General features: G+C 66.0%; 13 protein-coding genes. 6 read left to right on the forward strand and 7 right to left on the reverse strand.

The window, feature by feature from the left end; all coding sequences use genetic code 11:
- Positions 1-186 precede the first annotated feature (186 nt).
- On the forward strand, positions 187-2,418 hold the full coding sequence (locus tag CAL13_RS06240) for a TonB-dependent receptor (protein WP_086071843.1): 2,232 nt from the start codon (positions 187-189) through the stop codon (positions 2,416-2,418).
- A 332-nt stretch (positions 2,419-2,750) separates the two neighbouring features.
- On the opposite strand, the gene serB is transcribed toward CAL13_RS06240, so the two are convergent.
- Both serB and mfd read right to left on the reverse strand, forming a co-directional pair.
- Positions 2,751-3,608, reverse strand: coding sequence for a phosphoserine phosphatase SerB (gene serB, locus CAL13_RS06245; RefSeq protein WP_086071844.1), 858 nt, complete (start codon positions 3,606-3,608; stop codon positions 2,751-2,753).
- A gap of 41 nt (positions 3,609-3,649) precedes the next feature.
- Complete coding sequence (gene mfd, locus CAL13_RS06250) at positions 3,650-7,114, reverse strand: transcription-repair coupling factor (protein WP_086071845.1); 3,465 nt, start codon at positions 7,112-7,114, stop codon at positions 3,650-3,652.
- A gap of 29 nt (positions 7,115-7,143) precedes the next feature.
- Between mfd and ispD the strand changes: the two genes are divergently transcribed.
- Together ispD and ispF are read left to right on the forward strand one after the other, a co-directional pair.
- Complete coding sequence (gene ispD, locus CAL13_RS06255) at positions 7,144-7,827, forward strand: 2-C-methyl-D-erythritol 4-phosphate cytidylyltransferase (protein ID WP_086071846.1); 684 nt, start codon at positions 7,144-7,146, stop codon at positions 7,825-7,827.
- Complete coding sequence (gene ispF / locus CAL13_RS06260; RefSeq protein WP_086073535.1) at positions 7,824-8,324, forward strand: 2-C-methyl-D-erythritol 2,4-cyclodiphosphate synthase; 501 nt, start codon at positions 7,824-7,826, stop codon at positions 8,322-8,324. Before ispD ends, ispF begins: the two co-directional genes overlap by 4 nt.
- Positions 8,325-8,439: 115 nt before the next feature.
- On the opposite strand, the gene CAL13_RS06265 is transcribed toward ispF, so the two are convergent.
- The 4 genes from CAL13_RS06265 to risA are packed head-to-tail and all read right to left on the reverse strand — an operon-like array spanning position 8,440 to position 11,774.
- Entirely contained in the window at positions 8,440-8,958 is a 519-nt protein-coding gene (locus CAL13_RS06265) for a carboxymuconolactone decarboxylase family protein (RefSeq protein WP_086056644.1), read from the reverse strand.
- 54 nt (positions 8,959-9,012) lie between these two features.
- On the reverse strand, positions 9,013-9,561 hold the full coding sequence (locus tag CAL13_RS06270) for a peroxiredoxin (protein ID WP_086056645.1): 549 nt from the start codon (positions 9,559-9,561) through the stop codon (positions 9,013-9,015).
- A 52-nt stretch (positions 9,562-9,613) separates the two neighbouring features.
- Complete coding sequence (gene risS / locus CAL13_RS06275) at positions 9,614-11,005, reverse strand: sensor histidine kinase RisS (RefSeq protein ID WP_086056646.1); 1,392 nt, start codon at positions 11,003-11,005, stop codon at positions 9,614-9,616.
- A gap of 34 nt (positions 11,006-11,039) precedes the next feature.
- A complete protein-coding gene (gene risA / locus CAL13_RS06280) occupies positions 11,040-11,774 on the reverse strand; it encodes a response regulator transcription factor RisA (RefSeq protein ID WP_066639002.1) in 735 nt (244 codons plus the stop codon).
- Between the two features lie 131 nt (positions 11,775-11,905).
- On the opposite strand from risA, the gene tsaB reads away from it, so the two are divergent.
- On the forward strand, positions 11,906-13,294 hold the full coding sequence (gene tsaB, locus CAL13_RS06285) for a tRNA (adenosine(37)-N6)-threonylcarbamoyltransferase complex dimerization subunit type 1 TsaB (RefSeq protein ID WP_086071847.1): 1,389 nt from the start codon (positions 11,906-11,908) through the stop codon (positions 13,292-13,294).
- Positions 13,287-14,321 (forward strand): uracil-DNA glycosylase family protein, encoded by a 1,035-nt coding sequence (locus CAL13_RS06290; protein ID WP_232467781.1) that lies wholly within the window; start codon positions 13,287-13,289, stop codon positions 14,319-14,321. The genes tsaB and CAL13_RS06290 overlap by 8 nt, the downstream gene beginning before the upstream one ends.
- 25 nt (positions 14,322-14,346) lie before the next feature.
- Here CAL13_RS06290 and lplT read toward each other — a convergent pair whose 3' ends face one another.
- Entirely contained in the window at positions 14,347-15,663 is a 1,317-nt protein-coding gene (lplT, locus tag CAL13_RS06295; protein ID WP_086073537.1) for a lysophospholipid transporter LplT, read from the reverse strand.
- A 378-nt stretch (positions 15,664-16,041) separates the two neighbouring features.
- Between lplT and smc the strand changes: the two genes are divergently transcribed.
- On the forward strand, positions 16,042-19,572 hold the full coding sequence (smc, locus tag CAL13_RS06300; RefSeq protein ID WP_198297925.1) for a chromosome segregation protein SMC: 3,531 nt from the start codon (positions 16,042-16,044) through the stop codon (positions 19,570-19,572).
- Positions 19,573-19,583: the final 11 nt, after the last annotated feature.

The raw sequence follows: 19,583 nt of genomic DNA on the forward strand, positions 1-19,583 counted from the left end.
ACAATTCCGCGCAACACCCGGTGCGATATAGGGACTTCGTTAAGAATCAACACTATAGCCGCCGCCACCTCACCACAATCTCTGCGAAAGATTAATAAAGATTGTTCAAGGCTTCTAAATTGTCTATGATGCGAAACGAATTCGAAAACAAGAATCGTTGTCATTTACATTCGCTGGAGAAGCGCCTTGAAGGAGCACGACTCGTATTCCCTGAATACGCTTACGCAGTCCCTGGCCGCCGCCTTGGCGACACCGGCCCTGTTTCTTTCGCCGTACGCATCCGCACAGAATGCCGCCGGCGTCACGGAGCTCGCGCCAGTGCGGGTAGAAGGCGAGGCCTCCCCATACCAGGCGACCACGTCGGAATCGCCGAAGTTCACGGCGCCATTGCTGGATACCCCGCGCACGGTGCAGGTGGTGCCGCAGCAGGTGATTCAGGATCAGGTGGCCAATTCGCTGCAGGATGTGCTGCGCAATTCACCCGGAATCACGTTCGGCGCGGGCGAGGGCGGCCGCCCGGGTGCGGATCTGCCCATCATCCGGGGCCAGAACTCCGCCAACAGCATCTTCGTGGACGGTGTGCTCGACCCCAGTCTGCAGATTCGCGATACCTTCAACATCGAGCAGGTGGAGATCATCAAGGGACCGGATTCGGTGTACTCTGGCCGTGGCGGCGCCGGCGGCAGCATCAACCTGGTGACCAAGACGCCTCACCTGGGCAATGCCGCCTCGGGCCAGGTGCAAATCGGAACCGACAACAACTACCGCGCCAGCGCTGACGGCAATTTCCAGTTGAGCGACAAGGCGGCGTTCCGGTTGAACGTGATGGGCGCCACGGGCGACGTGCCGGGCCGGGACAGCGTGGTGGATTTCAAACGCTTCGGCATCGCGCCCTCGCTGACCGTGGGGTTGGGCACATCCACGCGCATCACGGCAAGCTACTTCCACTATCAGGATGACAGCATGCCGGACTTCTCGATGCCCTACGACCCGCGCACCGGCGAGCCGGTCACGGAAAGCAAGGGTGTGAAGCGCTCGACGTTCTACGGCCTGAACGGGCGCGACTTCATGAAGACCCGCAACGATGTGGGGACGCTGGACATCCAGCACGACTTCAACGACAAGCTGACCCTGCGCAACGTCACGCGTTACGGGACGGCGGTGACGGACTACGCCGCGACCAACCCGGACGACAGCGCCGGCAACGTCAATCGCGACCTGGTCTATCGCGCGCTGAAGGCCGGCTACTACAACACCGAGACCTTCACCAACCAGACCGACCTGAGCGGCAGCTTCAATACCGGCAGCCTGAAGCATTCCTTCGACGTGGGCGTGGAGTACACGAACATCAAGCAGGACAAGGACGGCTATACGCAGAACATCGCCAGCGCGCCCACGGCTTGCACGCTGCCGCGCAACGCGGTGAACAATCCGGCCCTGTGCACCTCGCTGTACGATCCGGACCCGCATACCTATTACCCCGGGTCGCTCTCGCGCAATGGCAACCCCGCGCGGTACAACACCGACCTGATCAGCATCTACGGCTTCGATACCGTCGAACTGAACAGGCACTGGCAGGTAAGTGGCGGCCTGCGCTGGGACCGTTACGACACCACGGCAACGAACGTTTCCGGCGCCACTGGGGCATTGCGCCGCACCGACAACATGTGGAACTACCAGGTCGGTCTGGCGTACAAGCCAGTCGAAAACGGTACGTTCTACGTGACGTACGGAACCTCTTCCACGCCGTCGGCGATCTCGTCGAGCGCCGTTTCCGATGCGCTGACCACGACCACCAGTTCGCTGGAGCCGGAACGCAGCCGCACCGTCGAGGTGGGCACCAAGTGGCAGGTGCTGGACGATCGCCTGACCCTCAGCGCCGCGGCTTTCCAGGACATCCGCAAGAACACCAGCGTGGCGGTGTCGGCCAATGAAACGGAGCAGGTGGGACGGGCGCGAGTGCGTGGCATCGAGCTCGGCTTCGCCGGCAGCATTACGCCGAAGTGGAACGTCTACGGCGGCTACGCCTTCATGGACAGCGAGCTGCAGGAAGGCGCCTACAACAGCGGCGCCGTGGGCGAGGAACTGCCGAATACGCCCCGCAATACCTTCAGCCTGTGGACGACGTACCGCCTCATGCCCAAGCTGACGGTGGGCGGCGGGGCGTACTACGTGTCCAAGGTGTACGGCAATTCCGACAAGTCGTATAACCCCGACGGCACGCCCAAGGTGCGGTATGTGCCTTCGTACTGGCGTTTCGACGCGATGGCGGCCTACGAGTTCAACGAGCATCTGACCGCCCAGTTGAACGTCGTGAACATCTTCGATGAGACGTACTACACCAAGGCCTATGCCGCGCACTACGCGCAGCTCGGCACCGGACGTGCGGCGATCCTATCGCTGAATGTGAAGTATTAACCCACCCCCGAAGCGCTGGCGCGTGAGGGACAGCCCACCCCCGAAGCGCTGGCGCGTGAGGGACAGCCCACCCCCGAAGCGCTGGCGCGCTTCCCCCTCAAGGGGGCGACGCGGGTGGACCGGCGGAGCCGGATCCACCGCGTCCCGGGTCTGGGGGATCTGTTTTCATGGGGGGGGGCGGGCTTGCCGCCGAAGCGCCGACCCGCTTTCCCTAAGAGGGCGACGTAGGTGTACGGACTTCGCCGTGTAGTGACGCTGGTTTCCTGGCGCGAATACCAGGTGCGCACCCGGCGGCAACTGCGCGGATGGCGAAGGCGATCCGCGGTGGGGGCTCAGTGTTCGAACCAGTTCAGGACGCCGTCCAGGCCGGAGACGTTGAGGGCGAAGCGGGTTTGCTCGCGCACGACGGGTTTGGCGTGGTAGGCGACCGAATAGCCGGCCAGGCCCAGCATTTTCAGGTCGTTTGCGCCGTCGCCCATGGCGATGATTTGCTCCGGGGATGCGCCGTGCCGCTGGGCGAAGGCCCGCAGGCGTTCGGCCTTGCCTGCCGCGTCGATGATCTCGCCCTGGACGCGTCCGGTCAGGACGCCGTCCTGGATGTCAAGCACGTTGGCGTGCGCTTCGTCCAGGCCTAGGCGTTCGCGCAGGCGTTCGGTGAAGAACGTGAAACCGCCGGAGACGAGCAGCACCTTGATGCCGGCGTCGCGCGCCGTGGAGATCAGCGCTTCGGCGCCGGGGTTCAGGCGCAGCCGTTCGCGGTAGACGCGTTCCAGCGCGTCCGCCGGCAGGCCGGCCAGCAGGGCCACGCGCCGCCGCAGGCTTTCGGCGAAATCGGTAATTTCGCCGCGCATGGCGGCTTCGGTGATCGCTGCGACCTTGTCCTTGACTCCCGCGATGTCGGCGATCTCATCGATGCATTCGATGTTGATCAGCGTGGAATCCATGTCCATGGCGAGCACCTTGCATTGCTTCAGGGCGCTGCCCTTGGGCATGAATGCATAGTCGATGCCGGCCGTTTCGCACCACTGCCGCACTTCGCGCCGCGTGTCCTCGTCGTGCTGCACGTCCAGCAGCCGCGCCGCGGTTGCGCTCAGGCGTTGCAGCCCCTGAGCCTGCGAGAGGGCTGCGGCCTGCTCGCAATGGTCGGCGCCTAGCGCGGGGGACTGGATGACGAGATGGTGGGCGGTCATGTCGGATAAGGGTCCGGTGAAAGAGGAGTTGGGTTGATCGCTCAGGCCAGTGCGCGCAGGACGGCCCGCACGGCTTCCACGCGGGCCGGAATCTGCTGTCCCTTGATCTCCACCCGCAGCTTGTCCTGGCCGGCCAGTTTGATATGGCGCTGCTTCTGTACGAGCTCGATGATGCGCATGGGGTCGATCGGGGGCTTGGGCCCGAACTGCAGCAGGGCCTGGTTTTCGCTGGCGTCGATCTTCACGATGCCCAGCGCCTGCGCCGCCAGGCGCAGCCGATGGGAGGCCAACAGGGTCTGCGCCGGTTCCGGCATCTTGCCAAAGCGGTCGATCAGTTCTTCCTGGATACGGATCAGGTCGTCTTCGCCCGCGGCGTGCGCCAGGCGCTTGTACACCGCCAGGCGGGCGTGCACGTCGGCGCAGTAGTCGGCGGGCAGCAGCGCCGGCGCGTGCAGGTTGACCTCGCTGGCCTGCCCGAACGGCGCTTCCAGATCCGGTTCTTCCCCTGCCTTCAGGGCGCGGACGGCTTCGTTCAGCATGTCCGTGTACATGGAGAAGCCTACTTCCTGGATGTTGCCCGATTGCGATTCGCCCAGCACCTCGCCGGTGCCGCGGATCTCCAGATCGTGCATGGCCAGGTAGAAGCCGGAGCCCAGTTCTTCCATGGCCTGGATGGCTTCGAGCCGCTTCTTGGCGTTGGATGTGATGGCGTCCTCACCCGGCGTGAGCAGGTAGGCGTAGGCCTGGTGATGGGAACGGCCCACGCGGCCGCGCAGCTGATGAAGCTGCGCCAGCCCAAAGCGGTCCGCCCGGTGGATGACGATGGTGTTGGCCGTGGGGACGTCGATGCCGGTCTCGATGATGGTCGTACAGAGCAGGACGTTGAAGCGCTGCTGGTAGAAGCCCTTCATCACCTGCTCCAGCTCGCGTTCGCCCATCTGCCCGTGCGCCACCGCGATGCGGGCCTCGGGCACCAGTTCTTCCAGCCGCGCGCGCCGGTTGTGGATGGTTTCCACCTCGTTGTGCAGGAAATAGGCCTGGCCGCCGCGCTTGAGCTCGCGCAGCAGGGCTTCGCGTATCGTGCTGCCGTCCTCGCGCCGGACGAAGGTCTTGATGGCCAGCCGCTTCTGCGGGGCGGTGGCGATGACGGAGAAGTCGCGGATGCCTTCCAGCGACATGCCCAGCGTGCGCGGAATCGGCGTCGCTGTGAGCGTCAGCACGTCCACTTCCGCGCGCAAGGCCTTCAGCGCTTCCTTTTGCCGCACGCCGAAACGGTGCTCTTCATCGATGATGACGAGTCCAAGCTGTTTGAACCGGACGTCCTTGGACAGGATTTTGTGCGTGCCGATGACGATATCGACACTGCCATCCTTGATGCCCTGGATGGCCGCGGCGACTTCCTTCGCCGAGCGGAAACGCGAAAGCTCCACCACGCGCACCGGCCAATCCGCGAAGCGGTCGGCGAAGGTCTGCGCATGCTGCTCGGCGAGCAGCGTCGTCGGACACAACAGCGCGACCTGCTTGCCGTTGGCCACCGCCAAAAAGGCCGCGCGCAGGGCAACCTCGGTCTTGCCGAAGCCAACGTCGCCGCAGACCAGCCGGTCCATGGGCTTGCCGGAAGTCATGTCCAGGATGACGGCCTGGATGGCGGCCGCCTGATCCGCGGTTTCCTCGAAACCGAAGCCCTCCGCGAATGCCTCGTAGTCATTCAAAGGCAGTTTGAAGGAATACCCTTCGCGCGCGGCGCGCTTCGCGTACAGGTCCAGCAGCTCCGCGGCGGTATCGCGCACCTGCTTGGCCGCCTTGCGGCGCGCCTTGTCCCACTGGCCCGACCCCAGCTGATGCAGCGGCGCGGATTCCGGATCGGCGCCGCTATACCGGGCGATGACGTGCAACTGCGAAACCGGGACGTACAGGGTGCTGCCGTTGGCGTACTGGAGATGCAGGAACTCCATCTCGCCTTCGCCCATGTCCATGTTGACCAGACCGTGGTAGCGCCCGATGCCGTGCTGCGCATGCACGACGGGATCGCCCTCGCGCAGCTCCGACAAGTCGCGGACCATCGCCTCGACGTTGCTGGCGCGTTCCTGCTCGCGGCGTCCGCGTCGGCTGACTGCGGCCTGGCCGGGGTACAGGTCGTTTTCGGTGATGAATGCGATGCCTTCGCCGGGCAGGCTGAAGCCTGAGGTCAACGGTGCGGCCAGCAGAGCCAGGCGCAAGGGCGACGTGCGGAAATCTTCGATGGACGCCGGCTCCGCGTCGGGCGCGAGGCCGAACTCGGTAAGCATCTGCGCCAGCGTCTCGCGTCGTCCCGCGGAATCGGCGCAAAGCAGGACCCGCCACTTGCCGCTGTCCATGACCGCGCGCAGCCGCGCCACCGGGTCGTCGGCGCGCCGCAGCACCGCAACGTCGGGCGCCGGGCCGATGTCCGGATGCGCGCGCTCGGCCGTGAATGCCAGCCGCTCGAAATCCTTGAGATGGGCAAACAGCGATTCGCCATCCAGGAACAGCGCCGAGGGGGGCAGCACCGGACGCTCGCGGTCGCTCTTCAGGAATTCGTAGCGGCTGGATGTGTCCTGGCCGAAGCGGCGCATGGCTTCGTCGATGTCGCCGAGGGTGACGGCGATGGTCGACGAATCCAGGTAATCGAAGAGGGTGGCCGTCTGCTCGAAGAACAGCGGCAGGTAGTACTCCACGCCGGCAAACGCAATGCCATTGCCGATGTCGCGGTACGGGACGGCGCGCGACGGGTCGCCTTCGAAGATTTCGCGAAAGCGCGCCCGGAAGCGGTTGCGCGCCTCCTCGTCCATGGGGAACTCGCGCCCCGGCAACAGCTGGACCTCGTTGACCGGGTACATGCTGCGCTGCGTATCCACGTCGAAGGCGCGGATCGACTCGATCTCGTCGTCGAACAGATCCAGGCGGTAGGGCACCGCGGACCCCATGGGAAAGAGGTCGATCAGGCCGCCGCGCAGACAGAACTCGCCAGGCGCGGTCACCTGCGTGACATGGGTGTAGTTGGCCAGCGTCAGTTGCGCGCGCAAGGCCGCTTCGTCGAGCTTGTCGCGCTGCTTGAACGAGAACGTGTAGGCCGCCATGAACGCCGGCGGCGCCAGGCGGTAGAGCGCCGTGGTCACCGGCACGGTCAGCACGTCCACGGACCGCCGCATCAGCGCGTCCAGCGTTTTGAGCCGCTCGGAGATCAGATCGTGATGCGGCGAAAACGCGTCGTAGGGCAGCGTTTCCCAATCGGGCAGCTGGCGCACGCGCAGGTCCGGCGCGAACAGATGGATTTCATCGGTCAGGCGCTGGGCTTCCAGGGGATCGGCCGTCAGCACGAGCAGCGGGCGGCCGGCGCGGCGAGCCAGGTCGGCCAGTAGCCAGGCATCCCCCGAACCGGGAGGGCGAGGTTGCGTATAGCGGGAGCCGGGTTTCAACGCCGCCAGGATGGAATCGGTCGACGGGACCAGCGGCGCCGTGGATGTGGGAGGGAAGGCAGCAGGCATGAGAAGGAAGATTATAAAATCACCGGCTTATGTCCGCCTCTCTTATCGCGATCGTTCCCGCGGCCGGCGCCGGCGCCCGCGCGCAAACGGGGGACGCCAGCGGCCTCCCCAAGCAATACCGGCTCCTGGCCGGGCAGCCGATGCTGCGGCACGCCGTGCTCGCGCTGCTCGCCGACCCGCGCATCGCCCAGGTCCGCGTGGCGGTTTCCCCGGGCGACCGCCGCGTCGATGACGCGCTTGCCGGGCTGCCGCGCACCGTGTGGCGCGCGTGCGGCGGCGCCACGCGCGCCGAGACCGTGGCAAATGCGCTGTCCGATAGCGGCGTGGCGGACGATGCCTGGGTATTGGTCCACGATGCAGCGCGGCCGGGTCTGACGCTCGAAGCCCTGGCGCGATTGATCGATGCCTGTCTGGACGACGCGGTAGGCGGGCTGCTTGCCTTGCCGGTGCGCGATACCGTAAAGGCCGGTACGGCAAGGGTGGCGAAGACGGTGGACCGCCAGGCATTGTGGCTGGCGCAGACGCCGCAGATGTTCCGGGCGGGCGTGCTGCTGCGCGCGCTGCGCGACGCGGCCCTGCGGGGCGTCGAAGTCACCGACGAGGCATCCGCCATCGAGGCGGCCGGCCATGCGCCGCTGCTGGTGCCGGGGGCCATGCGCAACTTCAAAGTCACCTGGCCCGAGGACTTCGCCTTGATGGAGAAATGGCTGTGAAAATCCCGTTCCGCGTTGGACAGGGCTTCGACGTCCACGCCCTGGTGACCGGACGCCCGCTGATCATCGGCGGCGTCACCATACCGCACACCCATGGGCTGCAGGGGCATTCCGATGCCGATGTGCTGCTGCATGCGATCACCGACGCCATCCTGGGAGGCGCAGGCCTGGGCGATATCGGGCGCCACTTTCCCGATACCGATCCTGCCTATCGCGGCGCCGACAGCCGCGTGCTGCTGCGCGACGCGGCGGCCAAGGTGAGGGCGGCTGGGTGGATGGTCGTCAACATCGACGCCACGGTGCACGCGCAGGCGCCCAAGATCGGCCCCCACGCCGCTGCGATGGTGCGCAATATCAGCGCCGACCTCGGCCTGGAGGAGGACGCGGTCAATATCAAGGCCAAGACCAACGAAGGGCTGGGTTATCTCGGGCGCAAGGAAGGCATCGCTGCCACGGTAGCCGCCCTCCTGTACCGCGCCGAAGCGGCGGACGCCTGATCGCAGCCGTCTTCGGCGCATGCCGCGGCGGCGCTACCGGGGCCGCGCAAGCGAAAAAAGCTCGCGCATCGCGCGAGCCTTCGACCGACGAGCGCGAAGCGCGCCTTCGTCGCGGTTACTTGCCTTGCGCGGTCAGGACCAGCGCAGCGGCGTTGACCACCGACGCGATACGGCCCACGTCGCGCAATTGTTCGACCGTGTAGCCTTCCTTCTTCAGGAGGGCGTAGTGCGACTGCACGCAGAAGTGGCATTTGCCCACGATGGACGCCGCCAGCGCGAACAGCTCGAAGCGTTTTTTCTCGACGCCGCCGCTGGTGGCGTACGCGTTCATGCGCAATTGGGCAGGCAGGCTTTTCAGCTGCGCGTCGTCCGCCATTTCCACATACGGATACCAGACGTTGTTCATGCCCATGAGGGCCGCAGCCGTCAGCGCCGCGTTGGCGTCGGTTTCCGACAGTCCCTTCTTGAAGGCTTCGATCAGCATGGGGCTGCGCGAAGCGAACGCCGCCGCCAGCGCCGCGCCCACCGCGTCTTCGGCGGGCAGCGTGGACCGCGCGATTACGCCGTCCAGGTTCAGCCGGATGTCTTTCGCCCAGTCCGGCACCGCTTCCTTAATGGCTTGGATGAATTCCATAGTTTTTACCTATAACGTGAAGCAGCAAAAGCCCGGCGAACCGGGCTGGGGAAATTACAGCGTTTCGCCGCCGACCTTACGGTTGCAGGGGCAGAGCTCGTCGGTTTGCAGGCCGTCGAGCAGACGCAGGATTTCCTCGGGGTTGCGGCCGACGTTCAGGTTGTTCACCGACACGTGCTGGATGACGTTGTCGGGATCGACGATGAAGGTCGCGCGCAGCGCCACGCCGGCGCCCTTTTCACGGATGCCCAGCTGGTCGACCAGCGAGCCAGTGGTGTCGCCGAACTGATAGTGACCCAGCTTGTTCAGGTCCGGGTGCTCACGGCGCCAGGCCAGCTTGACGAATTCGTTGTCCACGGAGCCGCCCAGCAGCACGGCGTCACGGTCTTCGAATTCCTTGGCCAGCGCGTTGAAGCCGACGATTTCGGTGGGGCACACGAAGGTAAAGTCCTTCGGGTAGAAGTAGATCACCTTCCACTTGCCAGGGAACGAGCTCTCGGTGATGTCTTCGAACGCAGAGACGCCGTTTTCTTCGTGGTGGTTGAAGCCGGGCTTGACGCCGATGACCTTGAAGGGCTCGAGTTTGTCGCCAACAGTTTTCATGTGGACTCCTATGCGTTTGGGGTGATGAAACTCAGAACTAAATTTTACGCTATTAAGATTCGCTGTCTAATTGATAATTTCTAAGTCGGGCTTTGGGCAACTCTATCCTGGCCGTCAGGCCCCCGCCGGGCCGCGGCAGCATTTTCAGCGTTCCACCCACGTGCTTGAGAAGCCGTTCCACGATCGCCAGTCCCAGCCCCGCGCCGCTGACGCCCGTACGGGCGGCCTCGCCCCGCGAGAACGGGCGCAGCAGGCGGTCGACGTCGTCCGCCGCAATCCCGGGGCCGCGATCCGAAACCTCGATGGCGATGATATTGCCCTCGGATTGCACCGCCATGTACAGATGCGCCTGCCCGTCGCCCGAGCGGCCATAGCGGCGGGCGTTCTCCAGCAGGTTGCTGACGATGCGCTTCAGGTCCAGTGCGGTGATGCGGGCGCGCAGACCCGGCGTGATCGACGCTTCGATTTCGCCCCCGGTCGACGCCGTGTGGCTGCGCTCGCGCTCGAGCAGCTCGCTGAGTACGCTGGACACATCCGTGGCCATTTGCGGCAAGGTCCCGGCCGGCCGTGCATACTCCATCAACTGTCCGATGCTGTGGTCGATCTGGGCAAGGTCGTCATCGATGGCCTGCCGCGCATCTTCGGACACCCCGCTCATTTCGATTTCCAGCCGCATGCGGGCCAGCGGCGTGCGCAGGTCATGCGAAATGCCGGCCAGCATCAGCTCCCGATCCGCCTCGGTCTGGCGGATGTCCCTGGCCATGCGGTTGAATGAAGCGTTGAGGTCGCGGATTTCGAGGGGGCCGTTTTCCGGCAGTGGCGCGGGCGTCTCCCCGCGCGACAGCACCTGGGCGGCGCGCGCCAGCCGCGACAGCGGCCGGTTCACGAAGCCGACGCTGACCGCGGCCCCCACGAGCGAAAGCAGCAGGGCGGTGGCGCCCCAGCCCAGCCATTCGATGCCCCCGGTCAATCCGATCTGCTCGCGTTCGAACACCAGCCAGTACAGGTCGTTATCGATGCGGAAGCTGACCCAGAACCCGGGTACCTGGTTGACGCCCCACGCGATCTGCGTATCCGGGCCGAAGCGGCTGCGGATATGGTCGGCCACGCGCTGCCAATAGTCGTCGTTGGGAAGCGGCTCGGCGAAATCCGTCAGTTCGCGCGGGTAGACCTGGATGCCTTCGTTCGTCGCAAGGTCGAGCAGCAGCTTGCTGCGCTCGTCCGCCTGCGCGTAGACGAGCGCCGTGCGCGTGATGTTGACCGCCGTGATGACGCGCTGCGCCATCTGGTTGGCGCGCGGGCCCAGCTCCATGCTGAAGAAGACCTGCAGCCAGGCGCCCAGGCTGACGAGCATCAAGGCCGCGAGAAGCAGAAACGTACGGCCGAACAGGCCCAGACGTATCCGCGACGTCATGGATTTGAGCGTGCTGCGAAAACGGAGCATGTTGCGGCGTTCCTGCCCCGGGAACGATCAGGTTTCAGCTGCCACCGTCCGGTACGAATACGTAGCCCAGGCCCCATACCGTCTGGATGAAGACCGGCTTGGAGGGATTCGGTTCGATGAGTTTGCGCAGGCGCGAGATCTGTACGTCCAGGCTGCGGTCGAACGCTTCGTATTCCCGGCCGCGCGCCAGTTCCATGAGCTTGTCGCGCGACAGCGGAATCTTGGGGTGGCGGGCGAAAACCTTCAGGACCGAAAATTCGCCCGTGGTGATGGGAACCTGTTCATTGTTGCGCGTGAGGGTGCGCGTGGAAAGGTTCAGGACGTAAGGCCCGAAGGCGATGGACTCGTTTTCCTGGCTCGGGGCGCCCGGGTGTTCTTCCGTGCCGCGGCGGCGCAGGATGGCATTGATGCGCGCAAGCAGCTCGCGCGGGTTGAACGGCTTGGAAAGGTAATCGTCCGCGCCCATTTCCAGGCCCACGATGCGATCGATTTCCTCGGCCTTGGCCGTCAGCATGATAATAGGCGTATTGTCGTGCCCACCCCGGAGGCGACGGCAGATGGAAAGGCCGTCTTCGCCGGGCAGCATCAGGTCCAGCACCAGCAGGTCGAAATGCTCGCGCTGCCAGAGCTTGCCCATTTCCTTGGCGTCTTCCGCGACGAAGACGTTGAAGCCCTGTTCCGATAGATATCGCCGCAGCAGATCGCGCAGGCGGGGGTCGTCATCGACAACGAGGACTTTGCGCGTCGGAGTGGTGTTTTGAGTATTCATGGCCGGAAATGTAACAGTGCCCGGAACGGCGGACTAGTGGGCGTTCACAAGATATTACACATTGGGCGAGATGGTTGAAATCCCCCTTACAAGCGAGGGCAAGTCTTTGGTATTACGTACAATTCCGGCCTATGACTTCCACTCTTTTGGCGCTTGAAACCTCGTCCTCGCGGTGCAGTGTGGCGCTGTTGCGGGACGGTCCCGGCGGCCTGTCCATCTCGGCGCTCGAGCACGATGGCGCGCAGGAACACGCCGAGCGCCTGTTGCCGATGGCGCGGGACTTGCTGCGCGATGCCGCTCTTGGCCCGGGCGATCTGAAGGCCGTCGCTTTCGGCCAGGGACCCGGCGCGTTTACCGGCTTGCGAGTGGCGTGCGGCGTGGCCCAGGGCATCGCGATGGCGCATGGCTTGCCAGTGGTGCCGATCGTCTCGCATCTGGCCGTGGCGGCCCAGGTGCCGGCCCGGCCGGAGCAGGCCATCGTGGTGGCGCTGGACGCCCGCATGTCGGAGGTCTACCTGGCGGTTTACCGCCGCACGCAAGGCGCAGCCGACAACACCCCCTGGGAAGTGCTGGCGGCGCCCATGCTGATCGCCGCGGCCGAAGCCGTGCCGTGGGTCGAGGGTCACTTGCCGCTATGGCGCGAGCGCACGGGACTGGTGTTGGAGCCGGTGCTGGCTGGTGATGCCTGGGAAAGTTACGCCGCCTTGATGGTGCCCAGCGCCGATTGGACCCGCTACGACGCACAGCGTCCGCATGCCCGCGACGTGGCCCGTCTGGCCTTGGAGGCCTGGAAGCGCGGCGAAGGCGTGCCGCCGGAGAACGCGGCGCCGCTTTACGTGCGCGATCGCGTCGCCTACACGACGGCGGAACGGCTGGCCGGACAGGGCGGCAACCCGAAGGCGCCGTCCGCGCTCCATGCATCGGCCGGCGCCCGGGCGAATCCCGCCGCGCCGAACACCGCCCCGTCCGTCGCCCCCGCCTCGGCCGACGCTTCCTCGGGGGGCGCTTTGCTTCTTCCGCCGCATGCCGCTGCGGCCGATACGGAGGGCTTGCCGGTGGAAATGGCGCCCATGACGGCCCAGGATCTGGACGAAATGGCTCGTATCGAGGCTTCCGTCCAGGCATTCCCCTGGACGCGCCGCAATTTCGCCGACGCGCTGGCGGCTGGCTACGATACGTGCGTGTTGCGGCGTGCCGGCCAGGTGCTGGGGTTCTGCATCCTTATGCATGCCCCCGACGTCTCGCACCTGCTGGTTATCGCCGTGGACAAACGGGCGCATCGCCAGGGTCTGGGTTCGCGTCTGATTGCCTGGTGCGTCGAACGGACGCGTCAACGCGGCATTGCCGGGCTGCTGCTGGAAGTCCGGCCTTCCAACGTAGGCGCTATCGCCTTCTACGAACGTCACGGCTTCCTGCACGTCGGCGTGCGGCGGGGCTATTACCCTGCGGGACGCGGCAAGCGGGAGGACGCGATGGTGATGCAGAAGGCCATCCCCGGCGTTGGGGACGGCCATGGCTGATCTGTCGGCGATGCCTGGAGCACCCCGCCTGAATCCGCTCCAGCGCGCCTGGCTGCGCGAGCTGGGCATGGAGAAGATCTGGCTGCGGCAGGAATCGGGTCAGCCTGCCGATGCGACGCCCGCACGCGGCCCCCTGACGGTCCCTGCATCACCGTCCTCGCGACAGGTTCAACCGGCGCCGGCCGCGGCGCCGACAGCCGTGCGGGATGCCGGGGGCGTGCCGCCAGGCGCCTCATCCCTCGAGCAGGATACGCGGAGCGTGTCGGCCGGCCCGGCCGGGCCGGCGGGCGTCGCGATGCCGCAGGCCCGGGCGAACGGCCCGGCGCCCGCCGCGGACACGCCCGTAGCGTCGCCGGGCAAGATTGCCGCCCCATCACGGCCCGTCCGGCCTGCCAGCCCTGTGGCGCCATCCGCGAAGGACCCGGCCGCGCCAGCGCAGCCCGCGCCCACGCCCGAAGCTTTGGCCGCCATGGACATGGAAACCTTGCGCGGCTGCGTAGCGGCGTGTACGGCCTGCGGGCTGTGCCGCGGCAGGCGGCAGGCGGTGTTCGGCATGGGGCCGGCGCCCGAGCAGGTGCGATGGCTGGTGGTCGGCGAAGCCCCAGGGGAGCAGGAGGACCGGCAGGGTTTGCCGTTCGTCGGCCGTTCTGGGCAATTGCTGGATGCCATGCTGGCCGCCGTCGGCATGAGCCGCGAGCGCGACGTCTATATCGCCAACGTGATCAAGTGCCGCCCGCCCGGCAACCGCAATCCGAAGCCGGAGGAGATCGCCGCGTGCAGTCCCTACCTGATGCGGCAGATTGCCTTGTTGAAACCCGAACGTATCCTGGTGCTGGGCCGCTTCGCAGCGCAGACTTTGTTGGGGACCGACGCGGCCATCTCCGGGCTGCGTGGCCGAGTCCATATCTTGAAAACCGACGGCCGGGACATTCCGGTTGTGGTGAGCTACCACCCCGCGTATCTATTGCGCAGTCCAGCGGAAAAAGCGCGCGCCTGGCAGGACCTGCGGCTCGCTCTGAATCTCTAGCGCGCGCCGCACGCGGTGCGGCGGCTCAGTGGACGCGGCCTTCCAGCGCCTGCCCGTGGCCTTCCTGGCCAATCTGCGACAGCAGCTCGGGCCGCGATTGCAGATTGCGGTGGCTCCAGCGCATGAAGATCAGCATCAGGATCGCAACGATGGAGCCGAAGATCACGATGACGATGCCGATGGGCAATTGCAGCCACAGCAGCACGGTATAGATGGCGACCATGAGCAGGATGTTGAGCTGCTCATTGAAATTCTGCACGGCGATGGAGTGGCCCGCTGATAGCAGCACGTGGCCGCGGTGCTGCAACAGCGCGTTCATCGGCACCACGAAAAACCCGGCCAGGCCGCCGACGATCAGCAGCAGCAGGTACACGCTCCAGGTCGCGTGCACCAATGGCATCAGCAGCACCACCAGGCCCATCGCGGCGCCCACTGGAAGCACGCTCAGCGCCTTGCGCAGCGGAATCCGGCCGGCCAGGATGGACCCGATCACAGTGCCCACCGCCGCCACGCCCATCAGAATCGACGCCTGGTCCAGCCGGTATCCCAGCTGGCTGCGGCCCCATTCGATCACGATCAGTTGCAGCGTGGCGCCGGCGCCCCAGAACAGCGTGGTCACGGCCAGCGAGATCTGGCCGAGTTTGTCTTTCCATAGGACGCGGACATAGCCGCCGAACGTCCGGATCAAACGGATGGGGTTCTTTTGCTGGGGCGGATATCGCACGTGGGTGTGCGGAATGAGCAGGTTGCACACCGAGGCCAGCAGATATACGCCCGCGATGACGAGGATGGCGGCCTCGGCGGGCGTGCGCACCAGTCTGCCGCTCACGGGGTGGCTCAGGATGATCTGTGAAATCTCCGGCGATATGAGCGCGCCGCCAAGCACGGTGCCGAGGATGATTGAAATGACGGTCAGACCTTCGATCCAGCTATTGCCCTTGACGAGCAGTTCGGGCGGCAGCATTTCGGTGACGATGCCGTACTTCGCCGGCGAGTAGGCCGCGGCGCCCACGCCGACCAGCGCATATGCGACGCAGATCAGATAGGTTTGCCCCGTGTGCGGCAGGCCCAGGCTTGCATAGGAGAACATGAGCAGACAGCCCGCCACCTTCAGCGCATTGGTGGCGAACATCACGCGGCCCTTGGGGTAGGAGTCGGCCACGGCGCCTACGAAAGCCGCCAGAAGCACATAGGCCAGCGCGAACGACCATTTCATGATTGGCGCCATCCAATCGGGCCCATGCAGTTCCTGGATCAGGGCAATCGCAGCGATGAAAAGGGCATTATCCGCCAGCGAGGAAAGGGCCTGCGCGGCCATGACCAGATAAAAACCTCGTTTCAAAGACATGTCCCCATTCACGTTGCCGGGTCAGTATCCGGCAGCGGCCGCGGTCTGGATAGCCCCAGTCCCGAAAAATTGTCAGCGAGTATAGCGTCCGCGCAGGGCAGGTCGCCTCGGATTTGCCCTATGGCGGGGCAGCGCCGCGAAGTTTGCCGCGCGGCGGCGCCGCCATGGCCGGGCAGCGCGTGCCGGAATGGCGCGCCGCAAAGGCGAGCCGCATGCGGGACCGGCGGGCGGTGGGGTATCATAAGCCCCGAAAAAAAGGCCGGTGCCCGCTGGGCCGGCCCATGGATATCGGCCCTGCGGGGCCGATTTGCCATGCGGGCGGCAGGTCCGTTCAACGCCTCGTTCAACTCTCCGGTCCGTCAAACAGATACTGTGCGTCTCACCCAGATAAAACTCGCCGGCTTCAAGTCGTTCGTCGATCCCACGGTCATCCCGGTCCCGAGCCAGCTGGTCGGCGTCGTGGGCCCCAACGGCTGCGGCAAATCGAACATCATCGACGCGGTTCGCTGGGTCCTGGGCGAGGCCAAGGCCTCGGAGCTGCGCGGCGAGTCCATGCAGGACGTGATCTTCAACGGATCCGGCAACCGCAAGCCGGCTGCGCGCGCCTCGGTGGAAATGGTCTTCGACAACAGCGAAGGCCGCGCCGCCGGGCAGTGGAGCACGTATTCCGAAATCTCGGTGCGCCGCGTGCTCACGCGCGACGGCACGAGCAGCTATTTCATCAACAACCAGCAGGTGCGCCGCCGCGATATCCACGATATCTTCCTCGGCACCGGGCTGGGCGCGCGCGGTTACGCCATCATCGGCCAGGGCATGATCAACCGCCTGATCGAGGCGCGCCCCGAAGAACTGCGGGTGTTTCTGGAAGAGGCGGCCGGCGTCTCGCGCTACAAGGAAAGGCGCCGGGAAACCGAAAACCGCCTGTCGGATACGCGCGAAAACCTGACGCGGGTCGAGGACATCCTGCGCGAACTCAATAGCCAGCTCGAAAAACTGGAGGCCCAGGCCGAAGTGGCGCGCGAATACCGCGAGCTGCAGGCCGACGGCGAGCGCAAGCAGCATGCGCTCTGGTTCTTGAAGGAATCCGGCGCGCGCGAGGAGCGTCAGAAGAAAGCGCAGGAAATCGAAAAGGCGCAGAACGAGCTGGAAGCCGCGATCGCCGAATTGCGCGCGGGCGAAGCCGCGCTGGAATCGCGGCGGCAGGCCCATTATGCGGCCAGCGACCAGGTGCATGCCGCCCAGGGCCTGCTTTACGAGGCGAACGCGCAGGTCAGCCGGCTCGAGGCTGAAATCCGCCACGTGGTGGAATCACGCAACCGGCTGCAGGCGCGGCGCGAACAACTGCGCCAGCAGATCGAGGAATGGGAGGCGCAGCAGACGCATTGCGCCGAGCAGATCGCCCAGGCCGAGGAAGACCTGGCCGTTGCCGGAGAACGCGCCCAGGAAGCGCGCGCAATGGCCGAAGATGCGCAGGCATCGCTGCCCTCGGTCGAAGCCAGGGTGCGCGAGGCGGCCCAGGGCCGCGACGGCATGCGCAGCGCGCTGGCCCGTGTCGAACAGGAGCTGGCCCTGGTGGCCCAGAGCCAGCGCGATGCCGACCGGCAGTTGCAGGCGCTGGAGCAGCGCCGCGAGCGTGTGCAGCAGGAAATGCGCGATCTGCAGACGCCGGATCCGGCGCGCCTGGAGGAATTGGCCGGCGCGCTGGCGGCGGGGCAGGAACAGCTGGATGCCGCCCAGGAAGAACTGGCGTCGCTGGAAGCCCGCCTGCCCGAAGCGGATGCGGAACGCGGCCGCGCCCAGGCGGCGGCGCAACAGGAAGCGCAAACCGTCGCCCGCCTGGAAGCCCGCCTGGCGGCGCTGGTCAAGCTGCAGGAAGACGTACAGAAGCAGGGCGCGCTGGAACCGTGGCTGGCGAAGCACGAGCTGGCCGGCATGGCGCGCCTGTGGCAGAAGCTGCATATCGAGGCCGGCTGGGAAAACGCGCTCGAGGCGGCCCTGCGCGAACGCATGGCGGCGCTGGAAGTGCGCAGCCTGGACTGGGCCAAGGCCTTCGCCGACGATGCGCCGCCGGCGCGATTGGCGTTCTATCAGCTTCCGCCCGCGGCCCCCGCGCCGGCGGCCGCGCCGGGCCTGCAACCGCTGACGGCGCTGCTGCGCATCACGGACGCGGACCTGCGGACCCTGATGAACGACTGGCTGCGCGATATCTACGTTGCCGACAGTCTGGGCCAGGCGCTGGCCGAGCGCGCGGCACTGCCGCCGGGCGGCGCCTACGTCGTGAAGGGCGGACACCTGGTGGACGCCCACAGCGTGCGGTTCTATGCGGCCGATTCCGAACAGGCCGGCATGCTGGCGCGCCAGCAGGAAATCGAGAACCTGCAGCGCGAACTCAAGGCGCAGCAGCTCATCGCCGATCAGAGCCGTGCCGCCGTCGCGCGCAGCGAGGCCGCGTGGCAGCAGGTGTCGCAGGCCCTCGTGCCCGCGCGTCAGCGCGTCGCCGAGCTCACCCGCCGGGTGCACGACATCCAATTGGAGTATTCCCGGCTGCAGCAGCAGGCGGAACAATCGGGGGAACGCGGCGCCCGCCTGCGCGAGGATCTGGCCGAAATTTCCGCGCAGGAAGAAGAACTGCGCGCGGCGCGCGAAGACGCCGAGGTGCGTTTCGAAACGCTGGACCAGGAATTGGCAGAACACCAGTCGCGTTTCGCCGATGCGGAAATCGAAGGCGAAAGCCTGGCCGCACAGGCCGAGGCGGCTCGCGCCCGTTTGCGCGAACTCGAGCGCGGCGTGCACGAATCGGAATTCGCCCAACGCGGTATCGAAGCGCGCATCCAGGACCTGCGGCGAAACCAGCAGCTGGCGGCCGATCAGAGCCAGCGGGCGCGCGCGGAACTGGAGCAGTTGCAGGGCGAACTGTCCGAGCTGGACGCATCGGCGTCCCAGGCCGGTTTGCAGGACGCGCTGGAGCTGCGCGCCGAGCGCGAAGAGGCCCTGGCGCGTGCGCGGATCGAGATGGACAACCTCGGCGCCCAGCTGCGGGGCGCCGATGAGGACCGCATCCGTCTGGAGCAATCGCTGGAGCCGCGACGCGCGCGCATCATGGAGCTGCAGTTGCAGGAACAGGCCGCGCGGCTGGCCGAGGAGCAGTTCAGCGAGCAGCTGAATGCCCGCGAGGTGGACCGCCAGGCGCTGGCGCAGTCGCTGGAATCCATGCCGGACGAATGGCGCCGCACCAGCTGGCTGCAATCGGAAGTGACCCGGATTTCCCGCCAGATCGATGCGCTGGGTTCGGTGAACCTGGCGGCGCTGGACGAACTCGCGACGTCGCGCGAACGGAAGGAGTTCCTGGACTCCCAGCAGCAGGACCTGATGACCGCCATCGAAACCCTGGAAGACGCGATCCGCAAGATCGACCGGGAGACGCGCGAACTGCTGCAGGAAACCTTCAATACGGTGAACGGCCACTTTGGCGAGCTGTTCCCGAAGCTGTTCGGTGGCGGCGAAGCCAAGCTGATCATGACCGGCGACGAGATACTCGATGCCGGGGTGCAGGTGATGGCGCAGCCGCCCGGCAAGCGCAACAGCACCATCCATCTGCTGTCGGGCGGGGAAAAGGCGCTCACCGCGACCGCCCTGGTGTTCGCGCTGTTCAAGTTGAATCCCGCTCCCTTCTGCCTGCTGGACGAAGTGGATGCGCCGCTGGATGATGCGAATACCGAGCGCTACGCCAATCTGGTCAGCGCGATGAGCGAACAAACCCAGTTCCTATTCATCTCTCACAACAAGATCGCCATGCAGATGGCGAAGCAACTGGTCGGGGTTACGATGCAGGAACAGGGCGTGTCCCGCATCGTCGCCGTGGATATCGATTCGGCGGTTCAGCTGGCGGCCGAGGCCGCATAAACCTAGCTTCA

The organism is Bordetella genomosp. 9 (assembly GCF_002119725.1).
In the GTDB taxonomy this organism is placed as follows: domain Bacteria; phylum Pseudomonadota; class Gammaproteobacteria; order Burkholderiales; family Burkholderiaceae_B; genus Bordetella_C.

Coding starts and splice junctions, on each gene's coding strand:
- serB (WP_086071844.1), bottom strand. CDS start 3,608: ATGACCGCCCACCATCTCGTCATCCAGTCCCCCGCGCTAGGCGCCGAC.
- mfd (WP_086071845.1), bottom strand. CDS start 7,114: ATGCCTGCTGCCTTCCCTCCCACATCCACGGCGCCGCTGGTCCCGTCG.
- ispD (WP_086071846.1), top strand. CDS start 7,144: ATGTCCGCCTCTCTTATCGCGATCGTTCCCGCGGCCGGCGCCGGCGCC.
- CAL13_RS06265 (WP_086056644.1), bottom strand. CDS start 8,958: ATGGAATTCATCCAAGCCATTAAGGAAGCGGTGCCGGACTGGGCGAAA.
- CAL13_RS06270 (WP_086056645.1), bottom strand. CDS start 9,561: ATGAAAACTGTTGGCGACAAACTCGAGCCCTTCAAGGTCATCGGCGTC.
- risS (WP_086056646.1), bottom strand. CDS start 11,005: ATGCTCCGTTTTCGCAGCACGCTCAAATCCATGACGTCGCGGATACGT.
- risA (WP_066639002.1), bottom strand. CDS start 11,774: ATGAATACTCAAAACACCACTCCGACGCGCAAAGTCCTCGTTGTCGAT.
- tsaB (WP_086071847.1), top strand. CDS start 11,906: ATGACTTCCACTCTTTTGGCGCTTGAAACCTCGTCCTCGCGGTGCAGT.
- CAL13_RS06290 (WP_232467781.1), top strand. CDS start 13,287: ATGGCTGATCTGTCGGCGATGCCTGGAGCACCCCGCCTGAATCCGCTC.